Here is an 11,570-nt window from a genome sequence, read left to right on the forward strand (position 1 = left end):
GTTAAAAATACATTTCTTATCTTTCTCTCTACAGTCACCATAAGACGATGTAGTCAGAGTTTAAACTAGCGCCTGTCCCAGCTCTTCCAGCTTCACGGTGCGCTGCTCCCCTGTATTCATCGACTTCAGGGTAATTACACCATTCTTCAGCTCATCTTCGCCAAGAATCGCAGTATAACGTGCCGACATACGGTCAGCCGATTTCATCTGTGCCTTCATCTTCCGGCCCAGATAGTCGCGTTCTGCGGAGAACCCTTGGCTGCGAAGGATGAATAGCTGCTTAGAGATTTCAATATCAGCCTCTTCACCAAGTGCTACGAAGTACACATCTAGTGGCTTCGCCGTCTCCAGCTCTACCTTCTGATCCTCCAAAATGAGGAGAATTCGTTCCAGCCCGATCCCAAAACCAATACCCGGTTGATCCGGTCCACCGATTTCTTCAACCAAACCGTTGTACCGACCTCCACCGCCCACGGTATCAATCGAACCAATACCTGCTGCTTTATATTCAAACGCTGTATGCGTGTAATAATCTAAACCGCGTACAAGACGAGGGTTGATTGTGAATTCCACACCCATGATGTCGAGATGCATCTTGACCTTTTCAAAGTGTGTCGTGCATTCTTCATCCAGACTATCCAAAATCGAAGGAGCATCCGTAAATTTATCCTGATCCACCTTGCAATCCAATACGCGCAGCGGATTACGCTCGATACGACGCTGACAGTCACTGCAAAGGGTATCCTTCATCGGTCTAAGGAATCCCAGAAGTTTCTCCCGATAAGCCGCACGGCTAGGTGCATTTCCGACAGAATTGATCTCCACTCTTACATCCTTAAGGCCCAGGTCCTTATAGAATTGATAGCCTAAGGAGACCACCTCTGCATCAATAGCCGGATCCACGGCTCCGAAAGCCTCAATACCAAACTGATGGAATTGACGGTATCTGCCTGCTTGTGGACGCTCATAACGGAACATAGGTCCGATATAATATAGCTTACTTACATCAGGCTCACCGTATAGCTTGTTCTGAACGTAAGCACGAACGACACCAGCCGTTCCTTCTGGACGAAGCGCCAAATCGCGGTCGCCTTTATCCTTAAACGTATACATCTCGCCTTCCACAATATCCGTTGTTTCGCCTACTCCACGCTCGAACAACCCTGTGTGCTCGAACATCGGTGTACGGATTTCTCTGTAATTGAAGCGGCGGCATAAATCTCTGGCCTTCCCTTCAATATACTGCCAATTCTCCACAGCTCCTGGAAGCACATCCTGCGTTCCTGTAGGTTTCTCAAATCTTTCTTTAGCCACAGTCTATCCCTCCTAAAAAATAACCCCTCTAAATCTGTTCTCTTCATCACTTCATATTGCTAAACAAAACAAAAAATCCCCCGCCCTGTTTATAAAAAACAGGGACGAGGGATTATCATAACCAATAATACACCCGTGGTACCACCCACATTCCGGATCAGAACAATACTGAGTCCGCTCAAAGCGGTTAACGCCCGCCTACGCGTAAACGGCTACTGATCGCGGCAATATGCATTGCCCACTTTCGCCGTACGTTCTCGGGGAGGTCATTCATTCGCTCATCAACAGAATCCTTGCAGCCAAGCGGAAACGATAAATCATCCATTGTACTGGATATCATCTGAATCTACAGGGGGATTCCTCTCTGGGGTTGTGGGTCCTCGAATTACTTGTTCCCGTCATCAAAACCATATGATAAAATCGTATATTTTTAAATTCTACTGAACTACTGTGCTAAAGTCAAGGCAGGAAATGCGAAGCTGAATAAAAAATTCGACAACTTTCAACTTTTGAGCTTTAACTTCAACCGTTACAAAAAAAATGACCTGCAGCCGAATGCTGCAGGTCCATCATCATATATTATTAAAAAGGGGGTCATGCCATTATTATAAACACGCTATATTAAGGAAACATGTATGTAATATTACGATTATATTACATTCATGAAAGCGGTTTATTTTAATAGATTGTTATTCATCGAATTGCTCAACAAATGCCCCTTTACCCCGAAGCGTTTCCACAACCTCATTATAATTCTCTTCTGCGACACTTAGGTCCATCACATAACGAAGTTCACTTAAATCCCCATCTTCGAGTTCCCCATCCGCTACACCCGCACTAACCTGATCTTCATCCACACTATAATGGGTTTCAGGTTCATCCCGAGTTTCGGATGCGACAACACCAGAAACCAGCATAGCTCCAGCTGCCGGTGTGCTACCCGTTCCAAGCGTTCCTACTGTACCTGCTGCCATAGTTGTATTACTAAATGGCGCGATAGGAAACAGAATTCTACGATCTTCCCCAATAGGGTCCGTGAGTGGCCAAACCTCCAAGCCATCCACCTTGTAACTAATCAACGCTGTTTTTGCGCCTTCCGCTTCATTTTCCGTTCTGAAATATGCCTGGATTTTTCTGGTCATCGCCATTACCTCCTTGGATTATAAGTCTCATTGTTATTAATTGTTTATTTCAGGACCTTCAATATTTCACGAACAAATGCAGGCTCATCTTTCTTGTGGTCTATTACCCTTATCACGATGATTTCTAACCTCTAGTTAGAAAATACACTTCGTTAACAACATCGAAAAAGCCGCCTCTACCACCCATTTCAGGTACGCGGCAAGAGATTACGGCTTCTTCCTTTGATTACTTGGGGTTCAATCTCGTCTTCCGACTTTTTGGCTAACGCACAGGCTTCCAAAGGGCTCCCAGTCGCTAGTGCCGGGATACTTCTCCATACCCACGCCTTCTGTGATTGTCTCATTGCCTAAGCTCCTTGCATCGTGCGTGATATCTATCTGCATTTAGTTTATCCAGCTCAAAGAGGCTCTATCCGCACAAGATTCTTACTCACAGCTCAACCAAGCATAAGGATAATGTATAACGTGAGACTTATACGTTCATGTATTAAAAAAGATGTCGAAAGTTAGCTCCGGCCAGAGCAATTTTCGACATCCTCTATTTCGTTAACTACGGCTATCCAGAATGAGAGTGACTGGACCCCAATTGGTCAGCGACACATCCATCATCGCTCCAAATACGCCCGTCTCCACCTGAAGGCCTCCCGCTCTAAGCTCTTGGTTAAAATAATCATAAAGTCGCTCGGCCTCCGCAGGAGCTGCTGCTCCCATGAAATTCGGCCGTCTTCCCTTACGGCAATCCCCATATAAAGTAAACTGTGACACCGAAAGAATAGCTCCCTCAGAATCTGTGACACTATAGTTCATTTTACCAGCATCATCTTCAAAAATACGCAATCCAGCTATTTTATCCGCCAAATATTTGGCATCCTTCTCTGTATCTTCATGCGTAACGCCAACAAGCAGCATCAAGCCTTTCCCAATCTCTCCGGTCACTGTCTCATCCACGGTTACTTTGGCGTCCTTACAACGCTGTACTACAACTCTCATCGCACTACTCCGCTCCTTGCCTTATTGCATGATCCGATTCACTGTATATACATCCTTGACTCGTTTCACTTTATCTACAACGGATTGCAGATGCTCCGTGTTACGGATCAGAATGGTCATATGAATCATGGCCATCTTATTCTTGTCAGAGCGCCCAGTGACCGCAGAAATGTTCGTTTTACTCTCGGATACCGCCTGCAGCACTTCATTGAGTAGTCCATTACGATCATGACCTGTAATCTCAATATCCACACTGTAGTTTGCTTCCATCGTACCTTCCCATTCCACTTCAATCACCCTTGCAGCTTCTTCTCCGTCCCCTTCACCTGGAATGTTAGGACAATCCTGACGATGCACAGATACGCCCCGGCCCCGTGTAACATACCCTACAATGTCGTCACCCGGCACCGGATTACAACATCGTGCAAAACGGACAAGCAAATTTTCAATTCCTTTTACACTAACACCATTGGTAGGTTGATTACGTTTCTCGCCGGCAGACTTGATCTCCTTCATCTCTGAAGTGAGTTCTAAATGATTAGCGGCTTCTTCCTGCTCCTTGCGCAACTTCTCCGTCAAACGGGAAGCAATCTGCGAAGCGGTAATCCCACCAAACCCAACAGCAGATAACATATCCTCAACATCATTAAATGCGAATTTCTTCGCGGCTTCTAATAATTTCTCATCGGAAATCCACTCGGAAACCTCGACATTCAGACGCTTCAGCTCACGTTCAATCGCTTCGCGACCTTTTTCGACATTTTCCTCACGTTTTTCTTTTTTGAACCATTGCTTAATTTTACTTCGCGCATGGGAGGATTGGGCAATCTTGAGCCAGTCGCGGCTTGGTCCGTAAGAATGCTTCGACGTCAGAATCTCTACAATATCGCCCGTCTTCAGCTTGTGATCCAGCGGTACGATCCGCCCGTTCACCTTAGAACCAATCGTGCGATTACCCACTTCCGTATGAATACGGAAAGCGAAATCAAGTGGAACAGAGCCCGCAGGAAGCTCAATAACTTCACCTTTAGGCGTAAACACGAACACGAGGTCCGAGAAAAAATCCATTTTGAGTGATTTTACGAACTCTTCGGCATCCTTGGCCTCATGCTGCAGCTCCAATATTTCGCGAAAAAAAGGCATCCGATTCTCCGGATTGACATTATTGCTGGTTCCTTCTTTGTACGCCCAGTGTGCTGCTATCCCGAATTCAGCTGTACGATGCATTTCCCAAGTGCGAATTTGCACTTCGGTTGGCTCTCCGCCAGGACCTACCACTGTAGTATGCAAAGATTGATACATATTGGCTTTGGGCATAGCTATATAATCTTTGAATCGGCCTGGCATTGGCTTCCAAAGGGTATGAATAATTCCGAGGGTTGCATAACAATCCTTGATATTATCCACAATGATGCGGATGGCCAGCAGGTCATAGATCTCATTAAACTGTTTGTTTTTCGTACTCATTTTGTTATAGACACTGTAGATATGCTTCGGACGACCCGAAAGGTCGCCTTCAATGCCCATTTCATCCAGCTTGGCACGAATACGGCCAATTACACTGTCGATAAATTGCTCACGTTCTGCCCGCTTCTTATGTACCAGATTAGCAATGCGATAATACTGCTGCGGATTCAAGTAACGAAGCGCAATATCCTCCATCTCCCATTTGATCGCGGAAATCCCCAACCGGTCGGCGACAGGACAGAAAATCTCCAACGTCTCATAGGAAATACGACGCTGGCTTTCTTCAGATTGGTACTTTAGTGTTCGCATATTATGCAGGCGATCCGCTAGTTTAATAACAATGACCCGAATATCCTGAGCCATTGCAATAAACATCTTACGGTAATTCTCATTCTGCTGCTCTTCCTTTGAGCGAAAACGGATGCGTTCCAGCTTGGTTAAGCCGTCGACAAGCATCGCGCAGGTATCGCCAAATTTCGCGCGGATTTGTTCCAATGAGACCGTCGTATCTTCCACAACATCATGCAAAAGCGCCGCAACAATAGATATAACATCCATTTGCATATTGACGACAATATCTGCCACCGCCAGCGGATGCAGAATGTATGGCTCCCCCGACTTGCGGATCTGCCCGTGATGAGCCTGATCGGCAAATTCATAAGCTTCCCGGATGCGGAGAAGATCTTTATCTTTTATATAGGCGCCAGCCTTATCAATTAATCGCTCTATGCCCATTCTCGTCGTATCCGTTTCCTTTCTATAATAAAATGAACCCGCAATAGTTCTAGAATCTGCAGGTTCCAATCATTTCGCAAGCAACTTACGCTCTTGTTCAAAGTTGTCTATAATTATGACGCTTACGAAGGATTACGTCAACACTTGCCATCTCATGGTATTTCATAAGTAAAAGTTATGAAAATCGGACAAATTAATAACACTTGTGAAAATGTTGTTGTAAAAATGTCCAGTTCTATTTAATCTAGTAAAGGCGGATTTTCGCTGAACAACATAATATCCGATAAGAAAGAGGAGTGAACTCCATTGCAACGCGAAATTCAAGTTAATGAAAAACTTCCATGGGGCCCGGGTTTTCTATTAAGCCTTCAGCATTTGTTTGCCATGTTTGGCAGTACAGTACTAGTACCTAACTTATTCGGGGTCGACCCTGGCATGATCTTGCTGATGAATGGTGTCGGCACGCTACTGTACATCTGGATTTGCCGTGGTAAAATCCCTGCGTACCTTGGCTCCAGCTTTGCATTCATCGCACCAGTTTTGTCAGTGCTTGCCGATCATAAAGATGATCATATGAAGGGATACTCGCTTGCTTTAGGTGCTTTTATCATCACGGGTATTATCTTTGTGCTCGTAGCATTGATCATCCGTTATGCAGGAACAAAATGGATTGATGTTGTCTTCCCTCCAGCAGTAATGGGTGCTATCGTTGCAACGATCGGACTTGAACTTGTGCCTGTTGCCGCGCGGATGGCAGGACTTATTGCTCCTGAAGGTGTTGCAGTTGCAGACTGGACTCCAGACGGCAAAGCGATCACGCTTTCTATGGTGACACTGGGTGTAACCGTAATTGGAGCTGTACTCTTCCGCGGTTTCCCAAAAATCATTCACATCCTCATCGGTATCGTCACTGGTTATGGTTTAGCTTATATTATGAAAATGGTGGATACCGCGGCTATATCCAATGCGAAATTTTTAGCACACCCTACCATTGTTACTCCTTCTTTTGATTGGAATGTAATCCTGACTATCATCCCAGTATCGCTAGTAGTAATCGTTGAACATATTGGACACTTACTTGTAACTAGCAATATTGTCGGCAGGGATCTGGCAAAAGATCCTGGGCTTGATCGCTCCCTGATGGGTAACGGGATATCTACAATTATCTCCGGTTTTATCGGTTCTACTCCAAATACTACCTACGGTGAGAATATCGGGGTTATGGCGTTAACTAAAGTTTATTCTGTATATGTGATCGGTGGCGCAGCAGTGATTGCAATTTTGCTTTCGTTCTCCGGTACCTTCTCCTCCGTTATCGCTAACATCCCTACACCTGTAATGGGTGGTGTATCACTGCTGTTGTTCGGTGTAATTGCCGCATCCGGCCTACGTATCTTCGTTGAGCAAAAAGTTGATTTTTCCAAGGCTACTAACATGATCATGGCTACCTTAGTGCTCGTTGTCGGAATTAGTGGTACAACCCTCACTATGGGCAACATTAAGCTAAGCGGTATGGCACTAGCTACGATTGTTGGTATCGTTCTAGCCTTGTTCTTCAAACTCATTGAAGTTCTTGGGCTGTCCAATGAAGATGGAGAAAGCGATAAAGCAGCTCACTAATTTGTTTTAGAAGTTCAAAAGGCTGCTCCAGATCCATTTATGGATTGGGCAGTCTTTTTTATTAGGATTCTCCATCCGCTAAGCATTCTTCAGGTCAGAAATGCAAAACAGCAACTCTCCGCCAATAGTGACAGAGAATTGCTGTTGTTTGCACTTTTCAACATAAATCGATACATAAATCCCCATTTATTTCCCGGGAAAAGACACGCTTATCGTATTAATCTTCGTAGTTAACCAGAGTAATAACTTCAATTCCGGATAGCTTATTACGTCCAGCAAGCTCAACCAATTCAATCAGAAAAGCTGCGCCTACGACTTTACCGCCAAGCTGTTCCACAAGGTTAACCGAAGTAGCTATAGTGCCTCCTGTTGCTAACAAATCATCAGCAATCAATACATTTTGTCCAGGCTTAATGGCATCCGTGTGAACAGCAAGTGTGTCCTTACCATATTCAAGATCATACCCAACCTCGATCGTCTCATATGGCAGTTTTCCGCTCTTACGAATCGGTACAAAACCTACTCCCAAAGCATAAGCAAGAGGTGCGCCAACTACAAAACCACGTGCTTCCGGTCCAGCAATTACGTCAATTTCTAAGTGCGATACGAGAGATTTCAGTGCATCAATCGCCTGGCGATAAGCATCACCGTCTTTGAGCAAAGTGGTGATATCTTTAAAACTAATACCCTCTTTTGGGAAATCAGGAATCACGCGAATACTATCTTTAAAATCCATATTTTTCATCTCCTAAAAGTTTTGTTAGCGTATGCTTCAGTGAATTCGGATCGACAAAACTTGCTTCGTAAGCTACCTCATACCTGGATAATTACGATACGCCTAAACGGCGCGATAACATCCAGTCCTGTAACTCAGACAAGCTACCCTCCATGAAGTACTGCTCCATTTCCGCCATCTGCCCCAGTCTGACAAAATGACGTGATGCTGTAAGGCTCTTAGCTGCGGGCTGCGTAATGAAGGTCACACTTCCCTGACTTCTTTCGATAAAATCAAGCTCCTCGAACACATCCAGCATTTTACTAAGCATACGAATACTTAACGAGGATTGTCGGCTTAGCCGCAGCAGCACTTCATGCTCAGGCGTTGCAACAGAAGTGATCGAAGCCAGCAGTTTATAAAGTATTTTAAAATGATCCCGTGTCGGAATAATAAGCCGTTCCCGGCCATCCTTTATAGAATGCAATAGCGCAATATTATCAGCATTAGGAAAAGCCTTTAGTACCGCATCAAGTTGTTCAGGAGTCTCCGGCATATCCAATAGACATAACAGAGAGACATGTCCTGATTCCTGAAGCAAGTCATCCTTATTAGCGGCGCTGATGCCATCAACGTTATCATATACCCAGAAGGACATTCCTATCAATTCACTCTGTAGAGACATACGTCCACTCTGAAACACTGCTGCGGCACGGTATGGACTGACACCGCTATAGGGAAGCAGCAACTCTCTAATATGCGTAGCTTGCCGTACGGCGTCAGCAGCACCACGAAGATCAAACAACTGAGCATCTGGTACAGATAAATCCTGTAGCATCAACTGTGGTTTCCGCGAGCCATTCCACTCGTTGATCGACAATTCAGCCAACACATTGATCGTGGTGCCCACAGGGAGCAGCTTAGCCATATCCCCTTTACCAAAAGCTAAGGCTTCAATCGTGCTCTTACCCTGCTGCAATACGATCTTCAAGTGTTTTCCTTCTTGCCCCATGGTACGTGTCTCTTTCACTGTAGCCCCGCGAATGATAAACTTTGGCAATGGATTTGACATCCCGAAAGGCGCAAGCCTTTCTAGTTCAATCGCGGTCTGAAGGGACAAATCAGAGATCGACACTTCTGCATCAGCAGAAGTAACAGGAACGAAATGCTCCGGTGTCAGCACACCTGCGGCGTATTCATTTAATGCCGCAGCGAAGGCTTCTAAACCATCCCGATGCAGACTCATTCCCGCGGCAGCCGGATGACCGCCGAAATGATCCATTAAGTTAGAACAAGAGGATAAAGCCGCATATATATCAAGCCCAGGAATGGAGCGGGCAGAGCCCTTGCACATTCCGGTCTCTGGATGAATATCCAGAATGATCACCGGTCGATAGTAACGCTCTAGCAGTTTGGAAGCCACTATACCTACCACACCCACATTCCAGCCTTGTTCAGCAAGGACAATGATGTCTGGGATCTCTCCGCCGCGCGTCATCTGCTCCAGTTTTGCAGTCGCCTCTACTACAATTCTTTCTACGACCAATTGGCGTTCTTTATTAAGCAGATCAAGTTCCCCAGACAGTTGCTCTGCCTCATCAGCGTGTTCGGTTGTAAGCAAAGCCACAGCCCGGCCAGCATGATCCAAACGACCACTGGCATTGATACGAGGTGCCATACCAAAGGCGATATTAACCGCACTCACAGTACTCATGGTCACCCCGCTGACACCGAGTAAAGCACGAATACCAGAGAATCGAGAATTTCGCATACTGGCTAAACCGTTTCGAACAATCTCGCGATTCTCACCCAGCAGCGGCATTAAATCCGCTACAGTACCGATTGCAGCTATTTCTGCCCATTCCTTGGGAGTCTCCTCCCCCAACATAGCCTGGGCAAGCTTATAAGCTACACCTACACCGGCCAATCCTTTAAACGGGTAAGGGCAGTCGGGTAGCTTGGGATTAATCAGCGTATAAGCCTCTGGCAGAAGCTCTGGTGGCTCATGGTGATCCGTTACGATCACATCGATTCCCAGTTCATTAGCGTAGGCAATCTGATGATAGGCGCTAATGCCAGTATCCACAGTAATGATCAAGGATACACCCTGCTGTAGAGCCCAATCCAATGCATGATTATGCAGCCCGTAGCCCTCGTTAGAACGGTGCGGGATATAAATATCAAAGGAAGCGCCCAAGTAACGCAGCAAATGAATCATTAGTGCTGTACTAGACACACCATCGGCATCGTAATCACCGTAAATAAGCATATGTTCTTCTTCTTTTAAAGCCTTTCTAATTCTAGGAACCGCTTCGGCCATTCCTTTTAGAAGGAACGGATCATGCGGAGCTTCCACACCGCCATCCATGAATGATAGAGCCTCATGTGGCGTATTCATTCCTCTAGTCACTAATAGTGAGGATAAGAGCGGAGAAATAGAAAGGCTCCGGGCCATATCCCTTACGATGTCGGGATCGGCTGCCGGAGATTGCCATCTTGTTTTTGAATAAAGCAATAGAGTTCACCTTTCTCTCACCTTGCGAACTACTGAAGCAACGTTGGAATATCATTATCCACCAATTCATAATTACTTTTGTATGGATAACCGGGATCATAAGGAACTACGTCCATATGCACCTCACCAACATGAACAAACCGGTGCTGTAGCAGCTTTCTTGCGCATTCCGAAATATCCTGTGCTTCCATCACCGTAATACGCGGATTTACACTGATCTTAATTTGCAGATTCACAAAATTGCCTTGCTCAAGCGCCTTCAAATGTTCTACACGAATAACTCCGTGAACACGTTGTACGGTTTCAATAAAATTAGCTGCCTCTTCAGAAGGAAGCTCCTGCGCATTCTTACCACTGACAGTACTAACAATGAGTATATAGCCTTTACGAAGAATTAAGCATCCTGTTAAAAGTGCGGCAATAGGGTCCATATAGAGTAGAGGATGCCAATAGGTACCACCCATTGATAACGATATCCCAACTAATACTGTGATAGAAGTATACAAACTGAAACGATGACTATTGGCATAAGCAGCATGACTGCCATCACCTATTTTTTTAAAGTACCGATATTGATATTGAAATACAGCTTCTTTAAATACAATAGATAGTAAGACAGTTACAAGTGCGAGTTCTCCGTGAGTTGATGACTGTCCCTCAGTTAAGTCTCGGATTGCAGAGAAGGCGATCTGCAGCCCCCCCATAAGAATCAATACCGAAAAAAGTATTGCTAGAAGCGGTTCCTTATTGCCCCGCCGGTCTTCCATCCGGTGCTTGCTCTTTCTGCCCTGTTCAGAGCGCCACGGAAGAATATCCGCCAGTTTGGCCGCAGCATCTGCTCCGGAATATAAAGCATCGCCCATTAATGCCTTGCTACCTGAAATATAGCCAAAACTCCCCTTAGCTACTGCCAAAGTAACATCGCTGATGATCCCTGTCCAAGCAACCGTCTTGCTTTGCGGTGATCGTTCTTTATTCATACGAGGCCCTCCTTACCACTAGCAAGTAATCTCATGATGATACAATACACATGACATACAACCCCAAAGATTTCGAAAGCCGCGTCGCATTT

10 protein-coding genes are annotated in these 11,570 nt (G+C 45.4%); 1 reads left to right on the forward strand and 9 read right to left on the reverse strand.

The features are described 5' to 3' along the window. Positions 1–60: 60 nt before the first annotated feature. The 6 genes from hisS to MHH52_RS22870 form a co-directional block, all read right to left on the reverse strand. Positions 61–1,314 carry a histidine--tRNA ligase gene (hisS, locus tag MHH52_RS22845; RefSeq protein ID WP_313640133.1) on the reverse strand — a complete coding sequence of 418 codons (1,254 nt, stop codon included), beginning with the start codon at positions 1,312–1,314 and terminating at the stop codon, positions 61–63. 187 nt (positions 1,315–1,501) lie between these two features. Then, the gene (locus MHH52_RS22850) at positions 1,502–1,654 is read right to left on the reverse strand and encodes a hypothetical protein (RefSeq protein ID WP_339319287.1); all 153 of its coding nucleotides are present in this window, start codon (positions 1,652–1,654) and stop codon (positions 1,502–1,504) included. 349 nt (positions 1,655–2,003) lie between these two features. Then, positions 2,004–2,456: a hypothetical protein gene (locus tag MHH52_RS22855; protein WP_340004574.1), complete on the reverse strand. Its 453-nt coding sequence runs from the start codon at positions 2,454–2,456 to the stop codon at positions 2,004–2,006. A 188-nt stretch (positions 2,457–2,644) separates the two neighbouring features. Next, positions 2,645–2,800 (reverse strand): hypothetical protein, encoded by a 156-nt coding sequence (locus MHH52_RS22860; RefSeq protein WP_340004576.1) that lies wholly within the window; start codon positions 2,798–2,800, stop codon positions 2,645–2,647. Between the two features lie 202 nt (positions 2,801–3,002). Further along, positions 3,003–3,446, reverse strand: a complete 444-nt coding sequence (gene dtd / locus MHH52_RS22865) for a D-aminoacyl-tRNA deacylase (RefSeq protein ID WP_313640130.1) — start codon at positions 3,444–3,446, stop codon at positions 3,003–3,005. 21 nt (positions 3,447–3,467) lie between these two features. Beyond that, positions 3,468–5,648 carry a bifunctional (p)ppGpp synthetase/guanosine-3',5'-bis(diphosphate) 3'-pyrophosphohydrolase gene (locus MHH52_RS22870; RefSeq protein ID WP_313640145.1) on the reverse strand — a complete coding sequence of 727 codons (2,181 nt, stop codon included), beginning with the start codon at positions 5,646–5,648 and terminating at the stop codon, positions 3,468–3,470. A 306-nt stretch (positions 5,649–5,954) separates the two neighbouring features. Here MHH52_RS22870 and uraA point away from each other — a divergent pair, with 306 nt between their 5' ends. Next, the gene (gene uraA, locus MHH52_RS22875; RefSeq protein WP_340004578.1) at positions 5,955–7,268 is read left to right on the forward strand and encodes a uracil permease; all 1,314 of its coding nucleotides are present in this window, start codon (positions 5,955–5,957) and stop codon (positions 7,266–7,268) included. A gap of 217 nt (positions 7,269–7,485) precedes the next feature. Here uraA and MHH52_RS22880 read toward each other — a convergent pair whose 3' ends face one another. The 3 genes from MHH52_RS22880 to MHH52_RS22890 form a co-directional block, all read right to left on the reverse strand. Further along, positions 7,486–8,004: an adenine phosphoribosyltransferase gene (locus MHH52_RS22880; protein WP_313640128.1), complete on the reverse strand. Its 519-nt coding sequence runs from the start codon at positions 8,002–8,004 to the stop codon at positions 7,486–7,488. 91 nt (positions 8,005–8,095) lie between these two features. Next, the gene (gene recJ, locus MHH52_RS22885) at positions 8,096–10,498 is read right to left on the reverse strand and encodes a single-stranded-DNA-specific exonuclease RecJ (protein ID WP_340004581.1); all 2,403 of its coding nucleotides are present in this window, start codon (positions 10,496–10,498) and stop codon (positions 8,096–8,098) included. Between the two features lie 29 nt (positions 10,499–10,527). Further along, entirely contained in the window at positions 10,528–11,478 is a 951-nt protein-coding gene (locus tag MHH52_RS22890; RefSeq protein WP_313640126.1) for a cation diffusion facilitator family transporter, read from the reverse strand. Positions 11,479–11,570 lie beyond the last annotated feature (92 nt).

Source organism: Paenibacillus sp. FSL K6-0276 (genome assembly GCF_037977235.1).
In the GTDB taxonomy this organism is placed as follows: Bacteria; Bacillota; Bacilli; order Paenibacillales; family Paenibacillaceae; genus Paenibacillus_AQ.

Bases quoted from the DNA above. Each gene is read 5' to 3' on its own strand.
- MHH52_RS22880 (WP_313640128.1), bottom strand. From the start codon at position 8,004: ATGGATTTTAAAGATAGTATTCGCGTGATTCCTGATTTCCCAAAAGAG.
- MHH52_RS22850 (WP_339319287.1), bottom strand. From the start codon at position 1,654: ATGATATCCAGTACAATGGATGATTTATCGTTTCCGCTTGGCTGCAAG.
- MHH52_RS22860 (WP_340004576.1), bottom strand. From the start codon at position 2,800: ATGAGACAATCACAGAAGGCGTGGGTATGGAGAAGTATCCCGGCACTA.
- MHH52_RS22855 (WP_340004574.1), bottom strand. From the start codon at position 2,456: ATGACCAGAAAAATCCAGGCATATTTCAGAACGGAAAATGAAGCGGAA.
- MHH52_RS22870 (WP_313640145.1), bottom strand. From the start codon at position 5,648: ATGGGCATAGAGCGATTAATTGATAAGGCTGGCGCCTATATAAAAGAT.
- dtd (WP_313640130.1), bottom strand. From the start codon at position 3,446: ATGAGAGTTGTAGTACAGCGTTGTAAGGACGCCAAAGTAACCGTGGAT.
- MHH52_RS22890 (WP_313640126.1), bottom strand. From the start codon at position 11,478: ATGAATAAAGAACGATCACCGCAAAGCAAGACGGTTGCTTGGACAGGG.